Origin of the sequence: Streptomyces sp. NPDC085900 (genome assembly GCF_044540925.1) — a bacterium.
GTDB classification, from domain to species: domain Bacteria; phylum Actinomycetota; class Actinomycetes; order Streptomycetales; family Streptomycetaceae; genus Streptomyces; species Streptomyces gilvifuscus.
In genome coordinates this window covers 82,856-109,387 of the sequence record NZ_JBITSP010000013.1, presented here as the reverse complement: position 1 = coordinate 109,387, position 26,532 = coordinate 82,856, and the positions used below count along the sequence as shown (strand labels likewise).

Genomic DNA, 26,532 nt, shown 5'->3' with positions numbered 1-26,532 from the left:
GGTACGGGGTCGAAGGCCTTTACCCGCCCTTGGGGCCGCCCGTCACCCCCCGCACCGCCGCCCGGGGTTCACTCGCCGGCGGGCGCGTGCTCGGCAGCCGTCCGTACGTCGATCTCCCGCCAGAACCCCGCCCGGATGGCGTAACGGTCGTGCTCGTCGATCTGGTCGTCCTTGTGGGCCAGCAGCCCGAAGCGGGCCGCGTACCGCAGCAGCTCGCCGTCGATGCGGTGCGGGATCCGCGGGTACATGGCCGACAGCTTCTGCAGATGGCTCTGGTCCCCCAGCCGCTCCATCCAGCGCCGCGCGAACACCTGACCGACCTCGAACGGGTCTCCGCCGACGGTCGTGATGTCCTCCTCCCGGTCGGCCCACCGCTGCTCGGCCGAGGTCAGCTGGGCCAGCGTCGGCATCGAGGCGGCCTCCGGGGGCTCGGCGACGGGCCGGTCGACCCACCCTTTGTCGGAGGACCAGCGCAGGGTCGCGTTGGCCGGTTGCGGGCTCGGCTGGACGCCGGGGGCCCGCAGGGCGGCGAGGTCCTTGGGGGTGGGCACGCCCTTGGGCGCGGGCACCCGCTCCTGCGTGCCGTTGTCGGCGACGGTGGCCGCCGCTGCGTGCTCGCGCTCCTCGGCGGGCCGCTCGGCGGTGAGCGCGGAGTCCGGCAGCGGCGCGGAGAGGATCGCGGCGATCTCGGGCCGGGGCACGGGCGGCGGCGCGCAGATCCCGCCGAGCTCCTTCGCCCGTACGGCCTTGGTGATCCACGTCCGGTCGAGCACCCGCCGCTCGTCCGCCTCGGCGACCAGGTCCTCCGACTGGTTGTAGTCCCCGTCGGCGGCCTGCACCGCCCACAGGTGTACGGCGACCCCGTGCTCCTTGGCCGCCATAATGCCCGGCAGCAGATCGCCGTCGCCGGTGACCAGGACGACGTCGGAGCAGGCGCGGTTGCGGGCCAGCTCGGTGAGCTCGGCGTGCATGGCCGCGTCCACGCCCTTCTGGGCCCAGCGTCCGTCGCTGCGGGTCAGAGCACCGAGCCGGACGGTGACGCGGGGCATCACCCGCAGCCGGCGGTGCTCGGGCTGGGGCACCCGGTCGGGGGCGCCGTCGAACCAGTAGATGCGCAGCAGGGGCCGTTCGGTGTCGGACTCGGCGCGTTCACGCAGGCCCTGGATGAGGGCGGTGTGGTCGACGGTGATACGGGATCGGGAGGGCTCCCCGGCAAGGAGACTGGCGGCGGCCCCCAGCAGATACCCGGCGTCCACCAGGACGATGCAGCGGTCCACGCGATCCACCCTCTTTCCGGGAGGTTTGCTTCGGGCTTCCTTCGAGTCTGCCCGACTACGCAGGTGTTAACGGCCCGAACTCGATCTTCGGCGTGGCGTTTCGGAGTGCGGCCCCCGACCTCGCTCCCCGACAAGCCCTGTCACACACGGTAATTATCCGACATGCGCTTGTTGTCAGCCTATGTGAATCTGGTCCCGGCCCTGGCCCCTAGATCCCCCACAGGAGGCAGATCACCATGGCCAAGAACAAGAAGCAGAACCGTAAGCAGCCGCAGACCGGGCGTGGTCAGCAGTCGGCCGAGCACATCTCGATGGAGTCGCCGGCCGAGCAGGACGTCCAGCAGGTCACCCCGAGCCACATGGCCCGCAAGGGGCGGCAGAAGAGCTTCGGTCACAACTGACATCTGCGTAACGGGTTGTTGAGACCCAGGCACACGTCGAGGGGCGCGCTCCGTACGGAGTGCGCCCCTTGCGCGTCCATGTCGTGCTCAGCCGGCCAGGCAGGACGGGCCGAGCAGCACCTTCAGATCGCCGAACAGCGCCGGGTCGGGCTTCACCCGGTGCCGGTCCAGCCGCAGCACGGTCGTCTTGGTCGGGCCCTGGAGCTTGATGCGGACCTCGCTCTCGCCCTTGTGGTGGGTGAGGATCTCGCCGAGGCGGCTGACCATCGGCGGGGTGACCCGGGTGGCCGGGATGGTGAGGATCACGGGCGCGTTGGTGCCCGCGTTGGACAGGTCGGGGACCTGCAGCTCCATCGCCACGAGCCGGGGCACGTCCTCGCGCTTGTCGAGGCGGCCCTTGACGAACACCACGGCGTCCTCGACGAGTTGGGTCGACACCAGCTGGTAGGTCGCCGGGAAGAACATGCACTCGATGGAGCCGGCGAGGTCCTCGACGGTGGCGATCGCCCAGGCGTTGCCCTGCTTGGTCATCTTGCGCTGCAGGCCGGAGATGATGCCGCCGATGGTGACGACCGCGCCGTCCGCGTGCTCGCCGCCGGTGAGCTGGGCGATGCCCGCGTCGGCCTTGTCGGACAGCACGTGCTCCAGGCCGAAGAGCGGATGGTCGGAGACGTACAGACCGAGCATCTCGCGCTCCTGGGCGAGCAGATAGGTCTTGTCCCACTCCTCGTCGGTGAACTGCACGTCGAGCCCGAAGCCGGGTTCGTTGCTCTCCTCCTCGCCCATCCCGCCGAAGAGGTCGAACTGGCCCTCGGCCTCCTTGCGCTTGACCGCGACCACGTTGTCGATCATCGGCTCGTACTGGGCCGTGAGCCCCTTGCGGGTGTGGCCGAGGGTGTCGAAGGCGCCGGCCTTGATCAGTGATTCCGTGGTGCGCTTGTTGCAGGCGGTGGCGTCGACCTTGTCGAGGTAGTCCGGGAAGGAGGCGTACTTCCCCTTGGCCTTGCGGGACTTGATGATCGACTCGACGACGTTCGTGCCGACGTTGCGGACGGCCTCCAGGCCGAAGAGGATCACGTCGTCGCCCTGCGCGGCGAAGTTGTGCACCGACTCGTTGACGTTCGGCGGGAGCACCCTGATGCCCATGCGGCGGCACTCGTTGAGGTAGATCGCCGACTTGTCCTTGTCGTCCTTGACGGAGGTCAGCAGGGCGGCCATGTACTCGGCGGGGTGGTTGGCCTTCAGGTAGGCGGTCCAGTACGAGACCAGGCCGTACGCGGCCGAGTGCGCCTTGTTGAAGGCGTAGCCGGCGAACGGCACCAGCACGTCCCACAGGGCCTGGATCGCCTCGTCGCTGTAGCCGTTCTTCTGGGCGCCGGCCTGGAAGATGGTGAAGTTCTTCGCCAGTTCGTCGGGCTTCTTCTTGCCCATCACGCGGCGGAGGATGTCGGCCTCGCCGAGCGAGTAGCCGGCGATGATCTGGGCGGCCTTCTGCACCTGCTCCTGGTAGACGATCAGGCCGTAGGTGACGTCCAGGACCTCCTTGAGCGGCTCCTCCAGCTCGGGGTGGATCGGGGTGATCTCCTGGAGCTTGTTCTTGCGCAGGGCGTAGTTGGTGTGCGAGTCCATGCCCATCGGGCCGGGACGGTAGAGCGCGGAGACGGCGGAGATGTCTTCGAAGTTGTCCGGCTTCATCAGGCGCAGCAGTGAGCGCATGGGGCCGCCGTCGAACTGGAAGACGCCGAGGGTCTCGCCCCGCTGGAGCAGTTCGAAGGTCTTGGGGTCGTCCAGCGGGAGGCTCAGCAGCTCGAGGTCGATGCCCTTGTTGGACTTCACCATCTTGACGGCGTCGTCCATGATCGTCAGGTTGCGCAGGCCGAGGAAGTCCATCTTCAGCAGGCCGAGCGACTCGCAGCTCGGGTAGTCCCACTGCGTGATGGTCACGCCGTCGGTGTGCCGCACCCAGACCGGCACGTGCTCGGTGATGGTCTCGCTGGACATGATCACGCCGGCGGCGTGCACGCCCATCTGCCGGACCAGGCCCTCCACGCCCTTGGCGGTGTCGATGACCTTCTTCACGTCCGGTTCGTTCTCGTACATCGCCCGGACCTCGCCCGCCTCCGAGTAGCGGGGGTGCGACGGGTCGGTGATGCCGTTGAGGTCGATGCCCTTGCCGAGGACGTCGGCGGGCATGGCCTTGGTGATGCGGTCGCCCATCGCGTACGGGTAGCCCAGCACGCGCGCGGAGTCCTTGATCGCGTTCTTGGCCTTGATCTTGCCGTAGGTGCCGATCATGGCGACCTTGTCGGCGCCGTACTTCTCGGTCACGTACCTGATCACCTCGACGCGCCGACGCTCGTCGAAGTCGATGTCGACGTCGGGCATGGAGATGCGCTCGGGGTTGAGGAAGCGCTCGAAGATCAGGCCGTGCGGGATGGGGTCGAGGTCGGTGATGCCCATGGCGTAGGCGACGATCGAGCCGGCCGCGGAGCCTCGGCCGGGGCCGACCGCGATGCCGTTGTTCTTGGCCCACATGATGAAGTCGGCGACGACGAGGAAGTAGCCGGGGAAGCCCATCGAGATGATGACGTCCATCTCGTAGTCGGCCTGCTTCTGGCGGTCCTCGGGGATGCCGCCGGGGAAGCGGCGCTCCATGCCGCGGCGGACCTCCTCCTTGAACCAGGTGACCTCGGTGTACCCCTCGGGGATGTCGAACTTCGGCATGAGGTTCTTGGCCTCGAACATGCCGGCGGTGTCGACCATCTCGGCGATCAGGAGGGTGTTGCGGCAGCCCTCCTGCCAGGCGTCCGAGGAGTCGATGGCGTACATCTCGTCCGTGGACTTCAGGTAGTAGCCGGTGCCGTCGAACTTGAAGCGGTCGGGGTCGGAGAGGTTCTTGCCGGTCTGGATGCACAGCAGGGCGTCGTGGGCGGTCGCCTCGTGCGCGTACGTGTAGTGCGAGTCGTTGGTGACCAGCGGGGGGATGCCGAGCTTCCTGCCGATCTCCAGCAGACCGTCACGGACCCGGTGCTCGATGTCGATGCCGTGGTCCATCAGTTCCAGGAAGTAGCGGTCCTTGCCGAAGATGTCCTGGTAGTCGGCCGCCGCCTTGAGGGCCTCCTCCTCCTGGCCCAGGCGCAGCCGGGTCTGCACCTCGCCGGAGGGGCAGCCGGTGGAGGCGACGATCCCCTCCGACCACTGGGAGATGGTCTCCTTGTCCATCCGGGGCCACTTCTGCAGCCAGCCCTCGGCGTAGGCGTCCGAGGAGAGGCGGAAGAGGTTGTGCAGACCCGTCGAGTTCACGGCCCACATGGTCTTGTGGGTGTAACCGCCGGAACCGGAGACGTCGTCCCGCTTCTGGTGCGGCTGGCCCCACTGGATCTTGCGCTTGTTGCGCCGGGACTCCGGGGCGACATAGGCCTCGATGCCGATGATCGGGGTGACCCCTGCGTTCTTCGCCGAGTGGAAGAAGTCGTACGCCCCATGGAGGTTGCCGTGGTCGGACATGGCGATGTGCGTCATGCCCATCTCGTTGCAGGCGTTGAACATGTCCTTGAGCCGCGCGGCACCGTCCAGCAGCGAGTACTGGGTGTGGACGTGCAGGTGCGTGAACGGCGGCTTTGACACGGTGTGGCCTCCATGGAAAACGGTCGGTGACGGGCGCTCGGACAGTTCTGGGGTCAGCGTCGAAGTCTATGCCTCGGCACTGACACTCGAGGGCCTCCCCCGCGTACCTTCACAGCGAGGGTCGCGGGCACTTCCGCGCACCCTCGACCGTTGGAGACGACAGAAACGCTGTCGTACACATCCATGCACCAGGAGGCACCTCGCGATGTCGGTACCCCAGCTCAACGACGAGCAGCGCGGCGACGAGATCCTCGCCGTCTTCGACACCGCCTTCGGCGAGCTCCTGGCCGCCGACCCGGCCGCGTTCCGAGTGAAGTTCCGCAAGATGGCGGCGTCCGCGTTCGCGTTCTACCGGGGCACGGCGTGCCTCTTCTACCACGACCTCGACGCCGACAAGCGCGGCGGCCCGTACCTCGACGAGCGCACCTCGCGCGTGTGGATCCACGGCGATCTGCACGCGGAGAACTTCGGCACGTACATGGACTCCAACGGCCGCCTGGTCTTCAACGTCAACGACTTCGACGAGGCCTACGTCGGGCCCTTCACCTGGGACCTGAAGCGCTTCTCCGCCTCCGTCGCGCTGATCGGGTACGCGAAGGCCCTCGGCGACGACCAGATCACCGAGCTGGTGCGGGTGTACGCGGGCGCGTACCGCGAGCGCGTCCACGCGCTGGCGACCGGCGCCAAGAGCGACGAGGTGCCGCCCTTCACGCTGGACACCGCCGAGGGCCCGCTGCTGGGCGCCCTGCGCGCCGCCCGCTCGCTGACCCGCTTCGAGCTGCTGGACTCCATGACGGAGATCCGCGACTTCGAGCGCCGCTTCGCCCCGGGCGGCGGTTCCATCGAGCTGGACGCGGCCACCCGCTACAAGGTCCTCGCGGCCTTCGACGGCTATCTGGAGACGCTGCCGGACTCCTCGCTGGCCCGCCCCGACTCCTACCGCGTCAAGGACGTGGTCGGGCGCCGGGGCATCGGCATCGGGTCGGCCGGGCTGCCGTCGTACAACATCCTTCTCGAGGGGCACAGCGACGCCCTGGAGAACGACGTGGTGATCTACATCAAGCAGGCCCAGACCCCGGCCGTCTCCCGGCACATCACCGACCCGGCGATCCGGGACTACTTCCAGCACGAGGGCCACCGCACGGTGATCTCGCAGCGCGCCCTGCAGGCCCACGCCGACCCGTGGCTGGGCTGGACCGAGCTGGACGGCGCGGGACAGCTGGTCGCCGAGGTGTCGCCGTACGCGGTCGACCTGGACTGGGGCGACATCGACGACCCGGAGGAGATCGCGGCCGTGGTCGCCGACCTCGGCCGGGCCACCGCGACGATGCACGCGGCGGCCGACGACACCTCCGGCGAGTCCCTGGTGCCGTTCTCCACGGAGCGGGCCATCGACGCGGCGATCGCCGCCGACGAGGCGGGCTTCGCGGACCTCCTGGTCGACTTCGCGCACGACTACGGCGCACGCGCGCGTGCGGACCACCAGACCTTCGTGGACCTGTTCCGCAACGGACGGATTCCGGGTCTGTAACCGACCGGCCGCTCACAGGGAGCCTTTAGGGGTCCCTTACCGCGGCACGTGACACACTCTCCACGCTATGGACATATCCGGGATCCAGCTCAGAGCCGCACGCGCGGCGCTGTTCACGGCACTCGTCGTGACGCTCAGCTCCGCGTCGCACGTGCTGCTGTCACAGGTCCCGCTGCCGGTGAACACGGTGGCCGCGGTCGCCGCCGCCGTGTTCGCGGCCGCCTACGCCCTGGCCGGCCGTGAGCGCGGATTCGCGCGGATCGCCGGCCTGCTGATCCCGCTGGAGCTGGCCGCCGACACCGTCTTCACCACCGGCCAGCACGTCTGCTACGGCCGCGCGGGCGGCCCCGTCGCCGGCCCCCTGCGCTCCGTCGGCTGGGACCTGCTCTGCGGCAGCAACACCCAGGTCGGCACCCCCCTGGTCCGAGTGACCGACACCGGCACCGACCGCCTGGCGGCCCTGCTCGCCCATGCCGACCCGGCGACCGCCTGGCTGCTGCTCGGCGCGCACGTCGGCGTCGGCCTCCTCGCGGCCGCCTGGCTGCGCCGCGGCGAGCGGGCGCTGACCCAGCTGGTGCGCGCGGTCGCCGCGACGACGTTCCGTCCGCTCCTGCTGGCCGTCGCCGCGGTGGCCGTCCGGACCGCCCCGGCGGTGCGGCGCATCCGGCGCCCCCGCCTGCCCGCCGCCGTCGTCCGCGACCGGCTTCTCGCGCACTCCCTGGGACGGCGTGGACCGCCGTGCTCGGTCGCTCTGGTCTGAGCGATCCGTCCCGGTCGCCTGAGCGACCTCCTGAGCACGATCAGTCCCCCACACGTATCCCGCGTACGACGTGTGCGCGTCCCACATGGAGTAGACGAACATGAGCAAGCGGAACAGCCAGACGGCGAAGACGGCGGCCCGAGAGCGGCTGCGGGTCGAGCGCGAGCGCCAGGCCAAGAAGGCCAAGGTCAAGCGGCAGGTCATCGTGGCCTGCTCGATCGTCGCCGTGCTGGCGGCGGCCGGCGGCATAGGCTACGCCGTCGTCCAGGCCAACAAGCCCAGCTACTGGGAGGGCCTGAAGGACGCCAAGGTCGTCGCCCCGGCCCACACCACGGGCACCAAGGGCACCACCGTGGTCATCGGCAAGTCGAACGCCAAGACCCTCAAGGTCTACGAGGACCCGCGCTGCCCGATCTGCGCCTCGTTCGAGCAGACCGTCGGTCCGACCGTGAAGAAGGCCATCGACGGCGGCAAGTACAAGATCCAATACATCGGCGCCACCTTCATCGACAACAAGGACAACGGACAGGGCTCCAAGAACGCGCTGAGCGCCCTGGGCGCCGCGTTGAACGTCAGCGACGAGGCCTTCCTCCAGTACAAGTCCGCGATGTACTCGGCGAAGTGGCACCCGGACGAGACCACCGACAAGTTCAAGGACGACAGCTACCTCATCAAGATCGCGAACACCGTTCCCGCGCTGAAGAACAACACCCAGTTCCAGAACGCGGTCAAGAAGGGCACCTACGACGCCTGGGCGGTGGCCATGTCGAAGACCTTCGACAACAACAAGGACGGTGTGACCGGCACGCCGGGCTTCGTCATGAACGGCAAGCAGCTCACGAGTTCCGACCCCAACCAGGGGTGGACCGTCGCCACGTTCACCCAGGCGGTCGACGCGGCCCTCAAGGGCTGACCCCACAGGGAATCTCACCTCCGCGTGAAGAGCGGGCGAACTTTCGGGGTTCGCCCGCTCTCCCGCGTACCGATCAGTAACCTGATCGCCCGTGACCAGTCGATACAGAACCTCCGAGGCGTCCCAGCCTCCCAACTCGCTCTCGCCCCGCCGCCGTACGGTCGTCAAGGCCGCGGCGGCGACCGCTGTCCTGGCCGGCCCGCTCACCGCCGCCCTGCCCGCCCGGGCCGCCGCGGAGACCCCGCAGTTCCTGCACGGCGTCGCGTCCGGCGACCCGCTGCCCGACGGCGTCCTGCTGTGGACCCGCGTCACGCCCACCTCCGAGGCGACGCCCGGCTCCGGCGTCGGCCCGGACACCGAGGTCGGCTGGGTCGTCGCCACGGACCGGGCGCTGACGAACATCGTCGCCAAGGGCTCCGTCACGGCGACCGCCGCCTCCGACCACACCGTCAAGGCGGACATACGGGGCCTGCGCCCGGCCACCGACTACTACTTCCGCTTCTCGGCCGGCGGCACCGACTCCCCGGTGGCGCGCACCCGCACCGCGCCGGCGGCGGACGCGGCCGTGGGCTCCCTGCGCTTCGGCGTGGTCTCCTGCGCCAACTGGGAGGGCGGCTATTTCGCCTCGTACCGCCATCTCGCGGACCGGGGCGACCTCGACGCCTGGCTGCATCTCGGCGACTACGTCTACGAGTACAAGTCCGGCGAGTACGCGGCCCGCGGCACGGTCGTCCGTCCGCACGCGCCCGCCAACGAGATCATCACGCTCGCCGACTACCGCACCCGGCACGGCAAGTACAAGACCGACCCGGATCTGCAGGCCCTGCACCTGAAGGCGCCGGTCGTCGCGATCTGGGACGACCACGAGTTCGCCGACAACGCCTGGTCCGGCGGCGCGGTCAACCACACCGAGGGCGCCGAGGGCGCATGGACCGACCGCAAGGCGGCCGCCAAGCAGGCCTACTTCGAGTGGATGCCGGTGCGCCCGGCGATCGCGGGCACGACCTACCGCCGGCTGCGCTTCGGCAAGCTGGCCGACCTGTCGCTGCTCGACCTGCGCTCCTTCCGCTCCCAGCAGGCGGCCTCCGGCTCCGGTTCGGTGGACGACCCGGACCGCACGATCACGGGCCGCGCCCAGCTCGACTGGCTGAAGGCGGGGTTGAAGGCCTCCGACACCACCTGGCGGCTGGTCGGCAACTCGGTGATGATCGCGCCGTTCGTCGTCGGCTCGCTCTCCGCGGACCTGCTCAAGCCGCTGGCCAAGCTGCTCGGCCTGCCCCAGGAGGGCCTCGCCGTCAACACCGACCAGTGGGACGGCTACACCGACGACCGGCGCGAACTCCTCGCCCATCTGCGGTCCAACGCGATCCGCAACACCGTGTTCCTCACCGGCGACATCCACATGGCGTGGGCCAACGACGTGCCGGTGGACGCCGGCACCTACCCGCTGTCGGCCTCGGCCGCCACGGAGTTCGTCGTCACCTCGGTGACCTCCGACAACCTGGACGACATCGTGAAGGTCCCCGAGGGCACCGTCTCCGCGGTCGCCGCGCCGGTCATCAAGGCGGCCAACCGGCACGTCCACTGGGTGGACACCGACCGCCACGGCTACGGCGTCCTGGACATCACCGCCGACCGCGCGCAGATGGACTACTACGTCCTGTCCGACCGCACGGACAGGAACGCGACCTCGACCTGGGTGCGTTCCTACCGCACGCGCTCCGGTACGCAGAAGGTCGAGCGGACCTACGACCCGGTGTAAGAAAAACCGGCGTCCGGAGCAACCGAGCGGATCTTGATTCCATCGAACAAACTGGCGGGCCGCTGAGCCGGTGGCCCGTCAGTTCCGTACAGATTGGAGTCACATGGCCACCCCCCAGAGTGTCCTGAAGAAGACCGCGGTGCTCGGCGCCGCCCTGGCCCTCGCCGGGATCACCGCCACCGCCCAGGCGCAGGAAGCCTCGGCGGCACCGGCGTACGTGAACCTGACGGTGTTGGACATTCACGGCGCGCCCCTGTACGCCAAGCCCACGTCCTCGTCGACCAGATTCCGCACGGAGCCGTTCAAGACGACCCTGCGGATCCAGTGCTCGACCACCAAGACCCCCTCGGGGGCACTGTGGTTCCGGCTCTACGACTCCAAGCCGACGACCTGGGTGTGGTCCGGGCACTTCGAGTCGCTGGTGCACAACCCCAAGGAGTGCTTCCCGGGCTGAGACCTCCGGCTAGAGCGTTTCGAGGAAGCCGAGCGCCACCCGCCAGGTGGCCTCGGCGGCCTCCTCGTCCCAGTCGGGCAGTTCGGGGTCGGTGTAGAGGTGGCCTGCACCCGCGTACCGGTAGATCTCCACGTCCGCGCCCGCTCTGCCCATCTGCAGATACCAGGCGCTCAGCCAGTCGTCCGTCTCGAACGGGTCCGGCTCGGCCACGTGCAGCTGGACGGGCAGCTCGTCCACCGAGGCGTTCGGCGCGATGTCCGACGTGCCGTGCAGAAGCAGCAGCCCGCGTGCCTTGTCGTCGCCGAGCGCGAGGGTCTGCGCGATGGAGGCGCCGAGCGAGAAGCCGGCGTACACCAGGCCCCGCTCCGAGTAGGGCGCGGCGGCCAGCACGGCCCGCTTGAGCAGTTCGTCCTTGCCGATCTCGTCCTTGAAGGCCATGCCCTCCTCGACCGTCTCGAACGTGCGTCCGTCGAAGAGGTCCGGGGTCCACACCTCGTGTCCGGCGCCGCGCAGCCGGTCCGCGGCCTCGCGCACCGCGGGCCGCAGGCCGTAGGTCGAGTGAAAGAGCATGATGTTCATGAGGCCATGGTGCCAGCCGGGACCGACGGCGCCGTCCGGCGGCCGTACCCGTTTCCCGCGGGAAGTCACATGTTCATGACCCCGCGAGGCCGGTTAGGTTCGCAGGCATGGAGAACGTACTCCGCCCTCTGATCGTGATCGGCGGGTCGGTCGTGCTCACGCTGCTCATCGGCTGGGCCACCGACCTGCTGCTGCGCAAGGCCGACGAACGTGACAGCGAGACACAACTGTGGGGACTGCTGCGGCGCGGCCGGTTCCCCTACCAGCTCGTGCTGTGCGCCGCCCTGCTCAGAGGCTCCTACGACCAGGCCCGGCTGACCAGGGAACACCGGGTGGCCGTCGGGCAGCTGCTGACCCTGGTGCTGATCGGGGCGGCGGCCTGGCTGGTGATCCGGATCGCGGCGGCGATCGTCGAGACGTCCTACACCCGTTACGCCCGCGCCCACCACGACGCCGCCCGGGTCCGCCGGGTGCGCACCCAGGTGTCCCTGATCATGCGGGTGGTCTCGGCGATCGTCGGCGTGGTCGCCGTGGCCGCGATGCTGCTGACCTTCCCCGCGATGCGCGCGGCCGGCGCCTCGCTGCTGGCCTCGGCCGGCATCCTCGGCATCGTCGCCGGTGTCGCCGCCCAGTCGACGCTGAGCAACATGTTCGCCGGGCTGCAGATCGCCTTCGGCGACATGGTGCGCCTGGGCGACACGGTCGTGGTGGACGGCGAGTGGGGCACCGTCGAGGAGATCACGCTGACCTTCCTGACCGTGCGGACCTGGGACGAGCGGCGGATCACCATGCCCGTGTCGTACTTCACCTCGAAGCCGTTCGAGAACTGGTCGCGCGGCACCCCGCAGATGACCGGCATCGTCTACTGGCACCTGGACCACTCGGCGCCGGTCGAGGAGATGCGTGACAGGCTCCGCGACATCCTGCGGGAGTGCCCCGCCTGGGACGGCCGCGACTACGGCCTCGCGGTCACCGACTCGACGCCGAACACCATCCAGGTCCGCGCCCTGGTGACGGCCAAGGACGCGGACGACATCTGGACGGTGCGGGTCAGCGTCCGCGAGCAGATGATCCGCTGGCTGAACGAACGCCATCCGCACGCCCTGCCCCGCGTCAACACGGCGGAGGCGGTCCTGCCGCCGGGTCTGCTGCCGTCCCAGGACGGCGCCCGTCACCGCCACTACGCCCACGAGACGCCGCGGACGGGACGCGGCTGACACCGCGCGTGGCACACCCGGCCGGCCCCGCGCGGGCCGGCCGTTCAGTGACCGCGCTCGGCGCCCCCGTTGACCTGGACGACCTGCGACGTCACATGGCCGGCTCCCGGTGACGCGAGCCAGTGCAGGGTCGCGGCCACGTCACCGGGGGTACCGGCGCGCTTGGTCGAGGTGTCGGCGACGAGCCGCTCGCGCCGGGCGGGGTCGATCCGCGGCCCGAAGAACTCGGTGTCCTCGATGTACCCCGGCGCGACCACGTTCGCGGTGATCCCGCGCGGCCCCAACTCCCGCGCCAGATCATGGGCGTACGGATGCAGCGCCGCCTTGGCACCCCCGTACGCCCCGCTGCCCGACCCCCGGTAGGCGGCGATGGAGCTGACGAACAGCACCCGCCCGCCCGGAGAGGCGAGGCGGTCCTTGAGAGCCTCGGTCAGGAGCGCGGCGGTCAGGGTGTTGATGCGGAAGTTGACGGTCCAGGCGTGGGCGACCCGGTCGAGCGGATCCCCGCTCTCGGCCGGCGGCTCCAACTGTCCGCTGCCCCCGGCGCCGTTGACCAGGACGTCCACCGTCCCGAACTCCCGTGCCACGAAGTCCGCGACACCACGCACGGCGGCCGGGTCACCGAGATCGGCGGCGTACGTCGAGGCGCCGGGCACGTCGGCCCTCTTCAGCACCTCGGCGCGCCGACCGAGCAGCAGCACCCGGTCCCCGTCCGCCGCGAACAACCGGGCCGCCGCGAGCCCGATCCCCGTACCACCACCGCTGATCACCACGTTGCGAGACATGATCCGACCCTAGGCACCGAACGCCCCCGTCCCGCAACCGCATTGCCGTCACCGCAGGCTGCGTACGTCGAGATGGCGCAGCACCCGGTCCACGACCTCCGGATCGGCCCCCGGCTCGTTCCGCGCCGCCAGCACCTCGTGCCGCGCCGCGCTCAGCAGCTCGGCCTGGATCCGCCGCATCCGCTTGAGCCTGCGCACCCGCATCTCGTGCGCCTCGCGCCGCTCCTCCTCGCCCAGATCCGGGCTGATCCGCACCCCGATCTCGAAGGCCCGCCGCAGCATCTGCTCGGACAGCTCCTCCGGCAGTTCCTCGACCTCCTCGATCTCCCGCAGCCGGTGCTTGGCCGCCTTGGCCGCACGCACGGCGAGTTCCCGCTCGAACTTCTTCTCGCGCTCGGTGTCGGCCTGCACGTCGAGCTTCTTGACCAGCCACGGCAGGGTCAGCCCCTGCAGCACCAGCGTCCCCATGATCACGCCGAAGGCGATGAAGATGATCTCGTCCCGGTCGGGGAAGGCCGAACCGTCGTCCGTCTTCAGCGGGATCGCCAGGGCCAGCGCGACCGAGGCCACGCCCCGCATGCCGGACCACCACATGACGACGGTCTCCTGCCAGCTCGTCGGAATGTCCTCGTCGTGGTCCCGCTTGGCGTGCAGCCGCCGGGCGAGCCATGTCGCCGGCAGCAGGTACACCAGGCGTACGAGGACGACCACGCCGAGGATCGCGGCCGACCAGGCCAGCAGCTCGCCCCACCGCCCGGACGCCGTGCGGATGGCGTTGTGCAGCTCCAGGCCGATCAGCCCGAAGGCGACGCCCGTGACGAGGGTGTCGACGATGTCCCAGAAGGTGTGCCCGGCGAGCCGGGTCATCACGTCGTCCGGGTCGGTGGCGTACTCGGCCAGGAACAGCGCGGTGGTGAGCACGGCGAGCACACCGGAGCCGTGCATCTCCTCGGCCAGGACGTACGAGGCGTACGGCACGAGCAGCGTCAGACTGACCTGGAGGGTCGCGTCGCCGAGCAGGTCGAGGAGCCTGTTGGCGCCCCAGCCCAGGCCGACGCCCACCGCGACCGCGACCACGGCGGACAGGACGAGGTCGAGCGCGGCCCGCCCCGCGTGGAACTCCCCGCTGACGGCGGCGGCCACCGCCACGTGATAGAGCACGATCGCCGTCACGTCGTTGAACAGGCCCTCGCCCTCCAGGATGGACACCAGCCGGCGCGGCAGCCCGAGCTGCCCCGCGACCGCCGTGGCGGCGACCGGGTCGGGCGGCGCGACCAGGGCGCCGAGGGCGACGGCGGCCGCGACGGGCAGCCCCGGCACGACGGCGTTGGCCACCACGGCCACGCACACGGTGGTGACGAAGACCAGCGCCACCGCCAGCAGGAAGATCGGCCGGCGGTTCGCCGCGAACTGCCGCCACGAGGTCCGCCGTACCGCCGCGTACAGCAGCGGGGGCAGCAGCAGGGGCAGGATGAGGTCCGGTGGGACATTGACGTCCGGGACGAAGTCGGCGACGGCGAGGACCATGCCGAGCAGGGTCATCAGGACCGGCGCGGGCAGCCCGAACCGGTCCCCCACCGGCACGCTCAGCACGGCCCCGAGCAACAGCACGAACAGCAGGGCCAACTGATCCACGGTCAGCGCTCCGAAAGATCGACGTCGGACGGGCAGACCTCCAGCCTGCCACGGCGCCGACCCCACCAGGTCTTTCGGCTGCCTGCTACAGCGCGCGCCGCATCGCCCGGTGCGGGATGCCCGCCTCCTGGTACTCCGGCCCGTACGCCTCGTACCCCAGCCGCTCGTAGAACCCCAGGGCGTGCGTCTGCGCGTGCAGGTCCACCGCCGTCAGTCCCAGCGCGCGTGCCGCGTCCTCGATGGCCCGGACCAGCGCGACGCCGACCCCCAGCCCGCGCGCCTCACGGGCGACCGCGAGCCGCCCGAGCGACCCCACGGACAGGTCGCCGCCGACCTTGGCCGCGGCCGCCTGCCCGTGCAGCAGTCGCCCGGTGCCGAGCGTGAACCCGTCCTCCCGAACGGCCAGCACATGCACGGCCACGGCGTCGTACTCGTCGTACTCGATGTCCTCGGGCACGCCCTGCTCGCCGACGAAGACCTCCTTGCGTACGGCGAAGCAGGCCTCCAGGTCGGCGGGGTCCTCGGCGACCCGCACCCGGTAGGCGGGGGTGCCGCTCATCCGTAGGTCTCCTCGCGGACCAGGTCCAGCGCCTTCTGCAGGTCCGCCGGGTAGTCGCTGGCGAACTCCACCCACTGTCCGTCGCCGGGGTGCTCGAAGCCGAGCCGGACGGCGTGCAGCCACTGCCGGGTCAGGTGCAGCCGCTTCGCCAGAGTCGGGTCGGCTCCGTAGGTGAGGTCGCCGACGCACGGGTGGCGGTGGGCCGACATGTGGACGCGGATCTGGTGGGTGCGGCCGGTCTCCAGCTTCACGTCGAGCAGGGAGGCCGCGCGGAACGCCTCGATGAGGTCGTAGTGCGTCACGGAGGGCTTGCCGTCGGCCGTGACCGCCCACTTGTAGTCGTGGTTGGGGTGGCGACCGATGGGAGCGTCGATGGTGCCGCTGGTCGGGTCCGGGTGGCCCTGCACGAGCGTGTGGTAGCGCTTGTCGACCGTGCGCTCCTTGAACTGGCGCTTGAGCGAGGTGTACGCGTACTCGGACTTGGCGACGACCATCAGGCCGGAGGTGCCGACGTCGAGGCGGTGCACGATTCCCTGGCGCTCGGCGGCGCCGGAGGTGGAGATGCGGTAGCCGGCCGCGGCCAGGCCCCCGATGACCGTCGGTCCGGTCCAGCCCGGCGACGGGTGCGCGGCCACGCCCACCGGCTTGCCGATCACCACCACGTCGTCGTCGTCGTGCACGATCTCCATGCCCTCGACGGGCTCCGCGACGACCTGTACGGGCGCGGGCGCCTGCGGCATCTCGACCTCGAGCCAGGCGCCGCCGTGCACCCGCTCCGACTTCCCGACCACCGATCCGTCGACCATGACCTTTCCGGCCGCGGCGAGCTCGGCCGCCTTGGTCCGGGAGAAGCCGAACATGCGGGAGATGGCGGCGTCGACGCGCTCGCCCTCCAGGCCGTCGGGCACGGGCAGGGTACGGATCTCGGGAATCGTGCTCACCCGTCGAGTATGCCGGACACCGCCGGGCGCCCCGACCGGGCCTGTGGAAAACCGGGGCTCAGTCCTTGTGGACGGTCCCGTCCGGGTCGAGCCCCCTGAAGGACAGCAGCACGATCAGCACACCGCCGCAGACGATCGCCGAGTCGGCCAGGTTGAAGACGGCGAAGCCCTTGGGCGCGATGAAGTCGACGACCGCGCCCTCGAAGACGCCCGGGGAGCGGAAGATCCGGTCGGTGAGGTTGCCGAGCGCACCGCCCAGCAGCAGGCCCAGCGCGATCGCCCAGGGCAGGCTGTAGAGCTTGCGGGCGAGCCGGATGATCACCACGATCACCGCCGCCGCGATCACCGTGAAGATCACGGTGAACGCCTCGCCGAAGCCGAAGGCCGCGCCCGCGTTGCGGATCGCCTCCAGCTTCAGCCAGTCCCCCACGACCTCGATCGGGGCGTGGTGCTCCAGCTTGGCGACCACGAGCAGCTTGCTGCCGAGGTCGAGGAGGTACGCGAAGGCGGCCACCGCGAACAGGACGGCGATCCTGCGCTTGCCCTCGGGGCGCGCGACCGTGTCCTGCCGCGATTCGGACCCCGCCGCCTCTGGGGTATCCGGCGTACCGATGATGCGCTCCGCCTCTGCCACGTGAGTCCCTCAACCTTGGTGTCCGACTGAGGACGAGGGTACGGCACGCGCGCGTACGCCCTCAGTACCGGCGTTCCTGCTTCTGCTTGCACTCCACGCACAGGGTGGCCCGCGGGAAGGCCTGCATACGGGCCTTTCCGATCGGGTTGCCGCAGTTCTCGCACAGACCGTACGTGCCCGAGTCCAGCCGCTGCAGGGCGTGCTCGGTCTGCGTGAGCATCTCGCGCGCGTTGGCGGCGAGCGCCATCTCGTGCTCGCGCGTGATGTTCTTGGTGCCGGTGTCCGCCTGGTCGTCGCCCGCGCCGTCGCCGGAGTCCCGCATCAGGCCCTGCAGGGCGGCCTCGGAGGACGAGATCTCGTCGCTCAGCCGCTGCTGCTCGGACTGCAGCTCGGCGCGCGCCTCCTCGACCTCCTCCGTCGTCCAGGGGTCCTCTCCGGGGCGCACCGCCAGCTCGCCCGGCTCCACCGCCGCGGCGAGGCGTGCCTTGGGTACGGCGGTCTTCGCCGCCGTGGCCGTGCCAGGAGTCTTCTTCGCAACCACCGTCGTGGCTCCCGTCTGCTCCGCGGCCTGCGCCGCGCCCGCCTTCTTGGCCGTGCTCTCGTTCTTGTCGCCCGCACTCACAGAGGCCGCCGCCTTCCCGGCGCCCCCTCCCCCACGCACCGCCTTCTTGACGGCACTTTTCCCACCCGACGCCGCTTTGGCGACGCCCTTGCCGGCAACCGCCTCCTCGGCGACGCCCTCCCCGCCCGGCGCCTCCTTGACGGCACCCTTCCCAGCCACCACCTCCTTGACGGCACCCTTCCCAGCCACCGCCGCTTTGGCGACGCCCTTCCCGGCCACCGCCTCCTCGGCGGCACCCTTCCCGGCCACCGCCTCCTCGGCGACGCCCTCCCCGCCCGGCGCCTCCTTGACGGCACCCTTCCCAGCCACCGCCTCCTTGACGGCACCCTTCCCAGCCACCGCCGCTTTGGCGACGCCCTTCCCGGCCACCGCCTCCTCGGCGGCACCCTTCCCCGAGGCGGCCTTCTTGGCGGCGCTCTTCCCGGCCCCCTCCTTGGCCACCGCTTTCTTCGCCACCGCTTTCTTCGCCGCGGCTGCCTTGGCCGCCGTCTTCTTCACCGCGGTCTTCTTGGCGACCGCCGCCTTACCAGGCGCCGCTTCCGCAGCCCCCGCGGCCTTCCCCGCAGCCATCTCGCCGACCGCCGCCTTCCCCGCGGCCGCCTTCCCGACCGCCGCTTCCGCAGCTCCGGCAGCCTTCGCCGCGGCGGCCTTTCCGGCCGCCGTCTTCCGCGCACTCGCCTTCCCGGCCCCCGTCGCCTCCCCCGCGGTCCGCTTCCTCGGCGTCCTCCCCGTGGGCGTCGGCTCGGCGCTCGCGGGCCGCTCGGAACCCTCCGCCTCGGCAGCCTTCCCCGGCGGGGCCGCCCTGGACGCCGCGGCCTTCGCCGAAGCGGCCACCTCGGGCTCCGCGCCCTTTCGGGCAGCCTTCGCGGCCGCGCCCTTCGCCGCCGCGGCCGCCCCCCGCACCCGCTTCACCGGCTCCGCGCTCTGCTCCGCCTTCGCCGCCCCGCCCGCACGCCCGCCGGCCCCTCCCCGCGCGCTCTTCTTCCCGCTCACATCCTTGGCCGCACCGCCCGAGGCCTGTGTGGACCTGCCGGACGCCGACTGCTGTACGGCGGTCTTCTTCGCCACCATGGCCGCGGCCCCTTCACATATTGTGATCTTGCACGCGAATCGTGCTGGGACGATAAATCGACTTGAGTCCCGCGGCAACGGGGCACACCGCCCGATTCGCCCGGCTCGCGCACGCCGCTCCGCGAGCCTGCATCCGTTGTGCCCACCTCCTCGCGGCATAATCCGCCGGACCGTGCGTCCCAGAATCCGAACACGCGTACCGCTCCATTCGGGTCATCTCCGCTCCCCCGGCACCCCCGCCACGGAAGCACCGAAAACCGGTCGGCCGCTGTCCGCGCGGCGCCGTACACTGGGCGGAGCGAAAAGCGTGGATGGGGACGAGTAGCGCCGTACGCAGCCCAGAGCGACCCGGGGACGGTGGAAGCCCGGGGGCGAGCGCGACGTGAAGATCACCCCGGAGCCGCCGGAAGAAAGCCGCAGCCGAGCAGCCGCGGCCGGTAGAACCGGCATCGCGACCCCAATGAGGGGGCTCATCGGCGCACACCCCGCGCCGGCGGGCCAAGGAGGGTGGTACCGCGGGAGCGCGCCGAAACCGGCGCAGGGAAGATTCGGCTCTCGTCCCTCCGGACGGAAGGCAGCAAGTCCGCCGGAGGAAGCTCGCTGATGACAACGCCGACGTACCGCCAGGTGCCCGCCCAGGTCGACCTGCCCGCCCTCGAGCACGCCGTGCTCGACTTCTGGCGCGAGCAGAAGATCTTCGCCAAGACCCTGGAGCAGTCCGAGGGCCGCCCCGAGTGGGTGTTCTACGAGGGCCCGCCCACCGCCAACGGCATGCCCGGCGCCCACCACATCGAGGCCCGCGTCTTCAAGGACGTCTTCCCCCGCTTCCGCACCATGCGCGGCTACCACGTGGGGCGCAAGGCCGGCTGGGACTGCCACGGCCTCCCGGTGGAGCTGGCGGTGGAGAAGGAGCTCGGCTTCACCGGCAAGCAGGACATCGAGGCGTACGGCATCGCGGAGTTCAACGCCAAGTGCCGCGAGTCCGTGACCCGGCACACCGACGCGTTCTCCGAGCTGACCCACCGCATGGGCTACTGGGTCGACCTGGACGACGCCTACCGGACCATGGACCCCGAGTACATCGAGTCCGTGTGGTGGTCGCTCAAGGAGATCTTCGACAAGGGCCTGCTGGTGCAGGACTACCGCGTCGCCCCCTGGTGCCCGCGCGACGAGACGGGCCTGTCGGACCACGAGCTGGCGCAGGGCTACGAGACGATCGTCGACCCGTCCGTGTACGTCCGTTTCCCGCTCACCTCCGGTCCGCTCGCCGGTGAGGCGGCGCTCCTGGTCTGGACGACGACCCCCTGGACGCTGGTGTCCAACACGGCCGTCGCCGCCCACCCCGACGTCACCTACGTCGTCGCCACGAACGGCGAGGAGAAGCTCGTCGTCGCCGAGCCGCTCGTCGGCAAGGCGCTCGGCGAGGGCTGGGAGACCACCGGCCAGACCTTCACCGGCGCCGAGATGGAGCGCTGGACCTATCAACGTCCGTTCGAGCTGATCGAGTTCCCGGAACCGGCCCACTACGTCGTCAACGCCGAGTACGTCACCACCGAGGACGGTACGGGCCTGGTCCACCAGTCCCCCGCCTTCGGTGAGGACGACCTCAAGGTCTGCCGCGCCTACGGCCTGCCCGTGGTGAACCCGGTCCGCCCGGACGGCACCTTCGAGGCGGACGTCCCGCTGGTCGGCGGCGTCTTCTTCAAGAAGGCGGACGAAAAGCTCACCGAGGACCTCCAGCAGCGCGGCCTCCTCTTCAAGCACATCCCGTACGAGCACAGCTACCCGCACTGCTGGCGCTGCCACACCGCGCTCCTCTACTACGCGCAGCCGTCCTGGTACATCCGCACCACGGCCATCAAGGACCGTCTGCTGCAGGAGAACGAGAACACCAACTGGTTCCCGGACACCGTCAAGCACGGCCGGTACGGCGACTGGCTGAACAACAACATCGACTGGGCGCTGTCCCGCAACCGCTACTGGGGCACCCCGCTGCCGATCTGGCGCTGCGAGGACGACCACCTCACGGTCGTCGGCTCCCGCGCCGAGCTCACCGAGCTGACCGGCACCGACCAGTCCGAACTGGACCCGCACCGCCCGTACATCGACGACGTCACCTTCGCCTGCCCGAAGTGCCGCAAGACGGCCACGCGCGTGCCGGAGGTCATCGACGCCTGGTACGACTCGGGTTCGATGCCGTTCGCGCAGTGGGGCTACCCGTACAAGAACAAGGAGCTGTTCGAGAGCCGGTACCCGGCGCAGTTCATCTCCGAGGCCATCGACCAGACCCGCGGATGGTTCTACACGCTGATGGCCGTCGGCACCCTGGTCTTCGACAAGTCGTCGTACGAGAACGTCGTCTGCCTGGGCCACATCCTCGCCGAGGACGGCCGCAAGATGTCCAAGCACCTGGGCAACATCCTGCAGCCGATCCCGCTGATGGATCAGCACGGCGCGGACGCCGTGCGCTGGTTCATGGCGGCGGGCGGCTCGCCGTGGTCCGCGCGGCGCGTGGGCCACGGCACGATCCAGGAGGTCGTCCGCAAGACGCTCCTCACCTACTGGAACACGGTCGCCTTCCAGGCCCTGTACGCCCGCACCTCCGACTGGGCGCCCAGCGAGGCGGACCCGGCCCCGGCCGACCGCCCCGTCCTGGACCGCTGGCTGCTGTCCGAACTGCACGCCCTGACCGACCAGGTGACACAGGCTCTGGAGGCCTACGACACCCAGCGCGCCGGCAAGCTCCTGTCGGCGTTCGTCGACGACCTGTCCAACTGGTACGTCCGCCGCTCGCGCCGCCGCTTCTGGCAGGGCGACAAGGCGGCGCTGCGCACCCTGCACGAGGTCGTGGAGACGGTCACCAAGCTGATGGCCCCGCTGACGCCGTTCATCACCGAGCGGGTCTGGCAGGACCTGATCGTGCCGGTGACCCCGGGCGCGCCGGAGTCGGTGCACCTGGCCTCCTGGCCCGAGGCGGACCTGACGGCGATCGACCCCGAGCTGTCGAAGCAGATGCTTCTGGTACGGCGGCTGGTGGAGCTCGGCCGCGCCACGCGCGCGGAGTCGGGCGTGAAGACGCGGCAGCCGCTGTCGCGGGCGCTGGTCGCGGCGGCCGGGTTCGAGTCCCTCGACACCGAGCTGCACGCCCAGATCACCGAGGAGCTGAACGTCTCCTCGCTGGCTTCGCTCTCCGAGGTCGGCGGCTCCCTGGTGGACACCACCGCGAAGGCCAACTTCCGTGCGCTGGGCAAGCGGTTCGGCAAGCGGGTGCAGGACGTCGCCAAGGCCGTCGCGAGCGCCGACGCGGCCGCGCTGTCGCTGGCCCTGCGCGAGGGCACGGCGTCGGTGGAGGTCGACGGGGAGACCATCTCCCTCGCACCGGACGAGGTGATCATCACGGAGACCCCGCGCGAGGGCTGGTCCGTGGCGTCGGACTCCGGTGCGACGGTGGCCCTGGACCTGGAGATCACGGAGGAGCTGCGGCAGGCCGGTCTGGCCCGTGACGCGATCCGGCTGATCCAGGAGGCCCGGAAGAACAGCGGGCTGGATGTGGCCGACCGGATCGCGCTGCGCTGGACGTCCACGGACCCGGCGGTCATCGCGGCGCTGAGCGAGCACTCCGATCTGATCTCGGACGAGGTCCTCGCGACGGACTTCGCCCAGGGCGAGGCGGACGACTCCTACGGCGAGACGTTCACCGACGAAGGGCTGTCGCTGACGTTCCGCCTCCGGAAGGCGTAGTCCTCAGCGTTCACGACCACGGGTCGCGGGGAGCTGGTCGCACAGCTCCCCGCGACCTTCGGGGCCGACGCGATCAACCCGCGTAAAAGGGGCGAGCCCCGGACCTGGGTCCGGGGCTCGCCCCTTTGAACGCTGCCGACGACTACGGCGTACTACTCACCGTGCCGCGGCCCTCAGTTGTCGTCCTCGTCGATCAGGAAGCCACGCATCGGCGACGGCGCCTGACCCATCGGGGACGGGCCCTGCGGGCGGACCGGAGCCATCGGCTGGGTCATCGCCGGGGACATCTGCTGCTGGCCGCCGTAGGACGGGGCAGCGGGGCTCGGCGCACCGCCCATGGACTGGTTGCCGCCGTAGGACGGGGCGCTCGCGCCGGCCGGTGCCATGGAGGGCGCCGGGGACGGCGGGAGGGAAGCCGTGGCCGGGGTGCGCGGCGGGGCGAGGGAGTCGTCGGCCTGGGTCTCCAGCTGGCGCAGCTGCGACTCCAGGTAGGACTTCAGACGCGTGCGGTACTCGCGCTCGAAGCCGCGCAGATCCTCGACCTTGCGCTCCAGCGTGGCGCGGGCGGACTCCAGGGAGCCCATCGCGACGCGGTGCTTCTCCTGCGCGTCCCGCTCCAGCGCGTCGGCCTTGGCACGGGCGTCACGCTCGAGACCCTCGGCACGCGAACGCGCCTCGCCGACGATCTTGTTGGCCTCGGAACGGGCCTCGGCGATCGCCTGGTCGGCGGTCTGCTGGGCCAGCGAGAGGACACGGGCGGCGCTGTCGCCACCGGGGCCCTGACCGGGGCCGCCCATCGGACCGCCCATGGGGCCGCCCATCGGGCCACCCATCTGCTGCTGCATGGGGGGCTGACCCATGGGGCCGCCCATCTGGCCCTGGCCCATGGGGCCCTGACCCATCGGACCCTGGCCCATCGGGCCGGGACCCTGCGGGCCGCCCTGTCCACCGGGACCGGCGGGCAGCTGCGGCGCACCGCTCGGCAGCTGGGGCGGGCCACCCATGGGGCCACCCATCTGCTGCTGCGGCGGGCCCGATATGCCCGCGGGCACCGGGGCGCCCGGGCCTCGCATGCCCTGCTGGGGCATACCGCCCTGCTGGGGCATGCCACCCTGCTGCTGCATTCCGCCCTGCGGCATACCGCCCTGCTGGTCCTGCGGACCGCCGGGACCCTCCGGCGGCTTGCGCATGTTCTGCTGGTTCTGGGCAGCAGCGCGCGTGGCCGCGGCCAGTTTGGCGCGCAGGTCCTCGTTCTCGCGGAGCAGGCGGGTCAGTTCGGCTTCGACCTCGTCGAGGAAGGCATCGACCTCGTCCTCGTCATAGCCTTCTCGGAGGCGGACGGTCGTGAACTGCTTGTTCCGCACGTCCTCGGGGGTCAACGGCATCTCTTCACCTCAACGTAGTCGTCGGCATTCGGCAAGACGGTAGGTCACATCGCTCACAGCCGGCTCACGATCGAGATCAGGATGTAGACGATGATCATCAGTACGAAGAAGGACAGGTCGAGCGCCACGCCCCCGAGACGCAGCGGCGGAATGAACCGCCGCAGAAGCTTGAGCGGTGGATCAGTGACAGTGTAGGTGGCCTCCAGAACGACCACCATCGCCTTGCCGGGTTGCCATGAGCGGGCGAACTGGAAGACGTAGTCCATGACCAACCGGAAGATGAGCACGATGAGGAAGCACATCAGCGCGATGTAGACGACATCCAGAACCACGCTCATTGCTGGTGCTTCCCTCTCCCCTGTTTCCGTGCTGCTGGGTCCTGCTCGTACTGCTGTTTCCGGTCGTGCGTCTCAGCTCTGGTTGAAGAACCCGCCCTCTGCGATGCGGGCCTTGTCCTCCGCCGTGACATCGACGTTAGCAGGCGACAACAGGAACACCTTCTGCGTCACCCGCTCGATGCTGCCGTGAAGACCAAACACCAAACCGGCCGCAAAGTCGACAAGTCGCTTCGCGTCTGTGTCATCCATCTCAGTCAGATTCATGATCACCGGGGTGCCCTCACGGAAGTGTTCCCCGATGGTACGGGCCTCGTTGTAGGTCCGCGGGTGAAGCGTGGTGATCCGGTAAGGCTCTCGTTCGGACACGACCTTGGGCATGATCACCGGTGCGTTCTTCTCCAGGCTTGCGCGTTCTTGTGTGATGGACGCCACGGGCGCGATGCGCGCCGGACGGCCGGATTCCGCGGGTAGCGAAGCGGAACGGGCGACCGGTTCGCGCGGAGCGGAAGGCTGCACGATTCGCACCTCTTCGTCCCTTTGGGACTGATGTGCGGCGTGAGACTGGTGCGACGGCTCGTGCCGTCGGTGGTCCCGCTCGGGCTCGGGGTCCAGTTCGGGCTCGAAGTCGTCATCGGGGTCGAATCCCCTGCCGTCGTACCCATCGTCCTCCACGAGGCCGAGGTAGACCGCCATCTTGCGCATCGCGCCGGCCATGCTCTGAGTCCTCCGCTCTGTGGTGGATCGACTGACGACTGCCAAGTGCCCGCGATCCACGAGGCCGTTGTGCCCGCCTTTCGGCGGCATTGACCATATTTTCTGCTGTGGTCCGACTTCCTGGCGACGTTACCCGAGCCGTGCGCGGACTCCGAGTACCGCAGTGCCGACGCGTACATGTGTCGCTCCGGCCGCCACGGCCTGTTCGAGGTCCGCACTCATTCCTGCCGAGACCATGTTCGCAGCCGGATGGGCCCGGCGCAGGTCGGTCGACAAATCCATCAACCGCTCGAACGCCGCCTGTTCGCGTCCCGCGTAGGGTCCGGTGAGCGGTGCGACGGTCATCAGACCCGCCAGCCGCAGCCCGGGCGCCCCTGCCACGAGTTCGCCCAACTCCTCGATTCCGTCCGGTCCCACACCCCCGCGCTCCCCGCGCCCGTTCTCCCCCGCGTCGAGCGCGACCTGGATCAGACAGCCCAGCTCGCGCCCCTGCCGCTCCGCCTCCCTGGAGAGTGCGGTGACCAGCCGGGCACGGTCGACGGACTGCACCATATCGGCATAACCGACCACGGATCGAACCTTGTTGGTCTGCAACTGGCCAACAAAGTGCCAAGTCAACGGCAGATCCGAACAAGCGGCGGCCTTGGGGGCGGCGTCCTGGTCCCGGTTCTCGGCGACGTGCCGCACGCCGAGCTCCGACAGGATCCGCACATCGCTCGCCGGGTAGGTCTTGGTGACCACGATCAGGGTCACCTCGTCCCGCCCCCGGCCGGCGGCCGCGCAGGCGTCGGCGATACGACGCTCCACCTTCGCCAGGTTCGCGGCGAGTTCGTCCTTACGGTCCGTCATGTCCCTCAGTCCAGCCAGACATATCCCGCGAGTCGCCCCGTGGTGCGGTCGCGTCGGTACGAGAAGTGATCGGCCGACTCCAGCGTGCACGCCGGGGACTGCCACCGGTCGCGCACCCCGAGCCGGTCGAGCTGCGCGTGCACTCCGGCGGTCACGTCGACCGCGGGCGTGCCCCAGCTCGTCTCGGAGTACGCCGCCGGTTCGACCGCGGCCACGTCGGCGCGCATCTCCTCGGGCACCTCGTAGCACCGGCCGCAGACGGCCGGTCCGGTGCGGGCGACGATCCGGGCGGGGTCGGCGCCCAGCTCGGTCATCGCGCGTAGCGCGGCCGGGACGACGCCGGCGACCATGCCGGGCCGTCCCGCGTGCGCCGCGGCGACGACTCCGGCGACCGGGTCGGCGAGCAGGACGGGCGTGCAGTCGGCGGTGAGGACGGCGAGGGCGAGGCCGCGCCGCGTGGTGACGATCGCGTCGACCTCGGGCACGGGACTCTCGCCCCACGGCCCGTCGACCACGGCCACGTCCGCTCCGTGCACCTGGTTCATCCAGACCACGTTCGCCGGGTCGAGGCCGAGGGACTTGGCCGCCAGCTCCCGGTTGGTGCGTACGGCGTCGGGGTCGTCGCCGACCGCTCCGCCGAGGTTGAGCTCCTCGTACGGAACGGCGCTCACCCCGCCCCACCGGTCGGTGAAGGCGAAGTGCGCGCCGCTCACGGTTTCGCGCTGCTTTGTCACGTC

At 70.3% G+C, this 26,532-nt stretch carries 22 protein-coding genes; 8 read left to right on the top strand and 14 right to left on the bottom strand.

Annotated elements, in window-relative coordinates:
• Positions 1 to 68: 68 nt before the first annotated feature.
• Positions 69 to 1,277 carry an NYN domain-containing protein gene (locus tag ACIGDI_RS35420; protein WP_399905546.1) on the bottom strand — a complete coding sequence of 403 codons (1,209 nt, stop codon included), beginning with the start codon at positions 1,275 to 1,277 and terminating at the stop codon, positions 69 to 71.
• Positions 1,278 to 1,513: 236 nt separating this feature from the next.
• Between ACIGDI_RS35420 and ACIGDI_RS35415 the strand changes: the two genes are divergently transcribed.
• Positions 1,514 to 1,678 (top strand): hypothetical protein, encoded by a 165-nt coding sequence (locus ACIGDI_RS35415; RefSeq protein WP_399905543.1) that lies wholly within the window; start codon positions 1,514 to 1,516, stop codon positions 1,676 to 1,678.
• Positions 1,679 to 1,765: 87 nt separating this feature from the next.
• Here the strand turns inward: ACIGDI_RS35415 and dnaE are convergent, their stop codons facing one another.
• Entirely contained in the window at positions 1,766 to 5,305 is a 3,540-nt protein-coding gene (dnaE, locus tag ACIGDI_RS35410; RefSeq protein WP_200701115.1) for a DNA polymerase III subunit alpha, read from the bottom strand.
• A gap of 205 nt (positions 5,306 to 5,510) precedes the next feature.
• Here dnaE and ACIGDI_RS35405 point away from each other — a divergent pair, with 205 nt between their 5' ends.
• The 5 genes from ACIGDI_RS35405 (at position 5,511) to ACIGDI_RS35385 (ending at position 10,725) form a co-directional block, all read left to right on the top strand.
• Complete coding sequence (locus ACIGDI_RS35405; RefSeq protein ID WP_399905540.1) at positions 5,511 to 6,836, top strand: DUF2252 domain-containing protein; 1,326 nt, start codon at positions 5,511 to 5,513, stop codon at positions 6,834 to 6,836.
• 67 nt (positions 6,837 to 6,903) lie between these two features.
• A complete protein-coding gene (locus ACIGDI_RS35400) occupies positions 6,904 to 7,596 on the top strand; it encodes a hypothetical protein (protein WP_399905537.1) in 693 nt (230 codons plus the stop codon).
• Positions 7,597 to 7,696: 100 nt separating this feature from the next.
• Complete coding sequence (locus ACIGDI_RS35395; RefSeq protein WP_399905534.1) at positions 7,697 to 8,509, top strand: thioredoxin domain-containing protein; 813 nt, start codon at positions 7,697 to 7,699, stop codon at positions 8,507 to 8,509.
• Between the two features lie 91 nt (positions 8,510 to 8,600).
• Positions 8,601 to 10,271: an alkaline phosphatase D family protein gene (locus tag ACIGDI_RS35390; protein WP_399905532.1), complete on the top strand. Its 1,671-nt coding sequence runs from the start codon at positions 8,601 to 8,603 to the stop codon at positions 10,269 to 10,271.
• 103 nt (positions 10,272 to 10,374) lie between these two features.
• A complete protein-coding gene (locus ACIGDI_RS35385; RefSeq protein ID WP_399905529.1) occupies positions 10,375 to 10,725 on the top strand; it encodes a hypothetical protein in 351 nt (116 codons plus the stop codon).
• Between the two features lie 9 nt (positions 10,726 to 10,734).
• On the opposite strand, the gene ACIGDI_RS35380 is transcribed toward ACIGDI_RS35385, so the two are convergent.
• A complete protein-coding gene (locus tag ACIGDI_RS35380; RefSeq protein WP_272175657.1) occupies positions 10,735 to 11,304 on the bottom strand; it encodes a dienelactone hydrolase family protein in 570 nt (189 codons plus the stop codon).
• Positions 11,305 to 11,411: 107 nt separating this feature from the next.
• Here ACIGDI_RS35380 and ACIGDI_RS35375 point away from each other — a divergent pair, with 107 nt between their 5' ends.
• The gene (locus ACIGDI_RS35375) at positions 11,412 to 12,521 is read left to right on the top strand and encodes a mechanosensitive ion channel family protein (RefSeq protein WP_399905526.1); all 1,110 of its coding nucleotides are present in this window, start codon (positions 11,412 to 11,414) and stop codon (positions 12,519 to 12,521) included.
• A 44-nt stretch (positions 12,522 to 12,565) separates the two neighbouring features.
• Here ACIGDI_RS35375 and ACIGDI_RS35370 read toward each other — a convergent pair whose 3' ends face one another.
• The 6 genes from ACIGDI_RS35370 to ACIGDI_RS35345 all read right to left on the bottom strand — a co-directional run bounded on the left by ACIGDI_RS35370 (position 12,566) and on the right by ACIGDI_RS35345 (position 18,267).
• Complete coding sequence (locus ACIGDI_RS35370; protein ID WP_399905524.1) at positions 12,566 to 13,306, bottom strand: SDR family NAD(P)-dependent oxidoreductase; 741 nt, start codon at positions 13,304 to 13,306, stop codon at positions 12,566 to 12,568.
• A gap of 48 nt (positions 13,307 to 13,354) precedes the next feature.
• Positions 13,355 to 14,941: a Na+/H+ antiporter gene (locus tag ACIGDI_RS35365; protein WP_399905521.1), complete on the bottom strand. Its 1,587-nt coding sequence runs from the start codon at positions 14,939 to 14,941 to the stop codon at positions 13,355 to 13,357.
• Positions 14,942 to 15,026: 85 nt separating this feature from the next.
• Complete coding sequence (locus ACIGDI_RS35360; protein ID WP_200701106.1) at positions 15,027 to 15,500, bottom strand: GNAT family N-acetyltransferase; 474 nt, start codon at positions 15,498 to 15,500, stop codon at positions 15,027 to 15,029.
• Positions 15,497 to 16,441: an RluA family pseudouridine synthase gene (locus ACIGDI_RS35355; RefSeq protein WP_399905518.1), complete on the bottom strand. Its 945-nt coding sequence runs from the start codon at positions 16,439 to 16,441 to the stop codon at positions 15,497 to 15,499. The genes ACIGDI_RS35360 and ACIGDI_RS35355 overlap by 4 nt, the downstream gene beginning before the upstream one ends.
• Positions 16,442 to 16,499: 58 nt before the next feature.
• Positions 16,500 to 17,075: a signal peptidase II gene (gene lspA, locus ACIGDI_RS35350; protein WP_384821326.1), complete on the bottom strand. Its 576-nt coding sequence runs from the start codon at positions 17,073 to 17,075 to the stop codon at positions 16,500 to 16,502.
• 61 nt (positions 17,076 to 17,136) lie between these two features.
• Positions 17,137 to 18,267 carry a TraR/DksA family transcriptional regulator gene (locus tag ACIGDI_RS35345; protein WP_399905938.1) on the bottom strand — a complete coding sequence of 377 codons (1,131 nt, stop codon included), beginning with the start codon at positions 18,265 to 18,267 and terminating at the stop codon, positions 17,137 to 17,139.
• Positions 18,268 to 19,371: 1,104 nt separating this feature from the next.
• Between ACIGDI_RS35345 and ileS the strand changes: the two genes are divergently transcribed.
• Positions 19,372 to 22,509, top strand: coding sequence for an isoleucine--tRNA ligase (gene ileS / locus ACIGDI_RS35340; protein ID WP_399905516.1), 3,138 nt, complete (start codon positions 19,372 to 19,374; stop codon positions 22,507 to 22,509).
• A 173-nt stretch (positions 22,510 to 22,682) separates the two neighbouring features.
• Here ileS and ACIGDI_RS35335 read toward each other — a convergent pair whose 3' ends face one another.
• From ACIGDI_RS35335 to pgeF, 5 genes are all read right to left on the bottom strand, one after another.
• Positions 22,683 to 23,894 (bottom strand): DivIVA domain-containing protein, encoded by a 1,212-nt coding sequence (locus tag ACIGDI_RS35335; RefSeq protein ID WP_399905513.1) that lies wholly within the window; start codon positions 23,892 to 23,894, stop codon positions 22,683 to 22,685.
• A 53-nt stretch (positions 23,895 to 23,947) separates the two neighbouring features.
• Positions 23,948 to 24,232: a YggT family protein gene (locus tag ACIGDI_RS35330; protein ID WP_007448661.1), complete on the bottom strand. Its 285-nt coding sequence runs from the start codon at positions 24,230 to 24,232 to the stop codon at positions 23,948 to 23,950.
• 72 nt (positions 24,233 to 24,304) lie between these two features.
• Positions 24,305 to 24,946, bottom strand: a complete 642-nt coding sequence (locus tag ACIGDI_RS35325; RefSeq protein ID WP_200698983.1) for a cell division protein SepF — start codon at positions 24,944 to 24,946, stop codon at positions 24,305 to 24,307.
• A 129-nt stretch (positions 24,947 to 25,075) separates the two neighbouring features.
• Positions 25,076 to 25,795 (bottom strand): YggS family pyridoxal phosphate-dependent enzyme, encoded by a 720-nt coding sequence (locus ACIGDI_RS35320; RefSeq protein WP_200698982.1) that lies wholly within the window; start codon positions 25,793 to 25,795, stop codon positions 25,076 to 25,078.
• A gap of 5 nt (positions 25,796 to 25,800) precedes the next feature.
• Positions 25,801 to 26,529 (bottom strand): peptidoglycan editing factor PgeF, encoded by a 729-nt coding sequence (gene pgeF / locus ACIGDI_RS35315; RefSeq protein WP_399905509.1) that lies wholly within the window; start codon positions 26,527 to 26,529, stop codon positions 25,801 to 25,803.
• Positions 26,530 to 26,532 lie beyond the last annotated feature (3 nt).

Excerpts from the sequence above, each read along its gene's own strand:
- ACIGDI_RS35370 (WP_399905524.1), bottom strand. The coding sequence starts at position 13,306 with ATGTCTCGCAACGTGGTGATCAGCGGTGGTGGTACGGGGATCGGGCTC.
- ACIGDI_RS35405 (WP_399905540.1), top strand. The coding sequence starts at position 5,511 with ATGTCGGTACCCCAGCTCAACGACGAGCAGCGCGGCGACGAGATCCTC.
- ACIGDI_RS35360 (WP_200701106.1), bottom strand. The coding sequence starts at position 15,500 with ATGAGCGGCACCCCCGCCTACCGGGTGCGGGTCGCCGAGGACCCCGCC.
- ACIGDI_RS35325 (WP_200698983.1), bottom strand. The coding sequence starts at position 24,946 with ATGGCCGGCGCGATGCGCAAGATGGCGGTCTACCTCGGCCTCGTGGAG.
- ACIGDI_RS35395 (WP_399905534.1), top strand. The coding sequence starts at position 7,697 with ATGAGCAAGCGGAACAGCCAGACGGCGAAGACGGCGGCCCGAGAGCGG.
- ACIGDI_RS35330 (WP_007448661.1), bottom strand. The coding sequence starts at position 24,232 with ATGAGCGTGGTTCTGGATGTCGTCTACATCGCGCTGATGTGCTTCCTC.
- ACIGDI_RS35335 (WP_399905513.1), bottom strand. The coding sequence starts at position 23,894 with ATGCCGTTGACCCCCGAGGACGTGCGGAACAAGCAGTTCACGACCGTC.
- ACIGDI_RS35320 (WP_200698982.1), bottom strand. The coding sequence starts at position 25,795 with ATGACGGACCGTAAGGACGAACTCGCCGCGAACCTGGCGAAGGTGGAG.
- ACIGDI_RS35415 (WP_399905543.1), top strand. The coding sequence starts at position 1,514 with ATGGCCAAGAACAAGAAGCAGAACCGTAAGCAGCCGCAGACCGGGCGT.
- ACIGDI_RS35345 (WP_399905938.1), bottom strand. The coding sequence starts at position 18,267 with ATGGCTGCGGGGAAGGCCGCGGGGGCTGCGGAAGCGGCGCCTGGTAAG.
- ACIGDI_RS35400 (WP_399905537.1), top strand. The coding sequence starts at position 6,904 with ATGGACATATCCGGGATCCAGCTCAGAGCCGCACGCGCGGCGCTGTTC.
- ACIGDI_RS35385 (WP_399905529.1), top strand. The coding sequence starts at position 10,375 with ATGGCCACCCCCCAGAGTGTCCTGAAGAAGACCGCGGTGCTCGGCGCC.
- ACIGDI_RS35375 (WP_399905526.1), top strand. The coding sequence starts at position 11,412 with ATGGAGAACGTACTCCGCCCTCTGATCGTGATCGGCGGGTCGGTCGTG.
- ileS (WP_399905516.1), top strand. The coding sequence starts at position 19,372 with ATGACAACGCCGACGTACCGCCAGGTGCCCGCCCAGGTCGACCTGCCC.
- ACIGDI_RS35380 (WP_272175657.1), bottom strand. The coding sequence starts at position 11,304 with ATGAACATCATGCTCTTTCACTCGACCTACGGCCTGCGGCCCGCGGTG.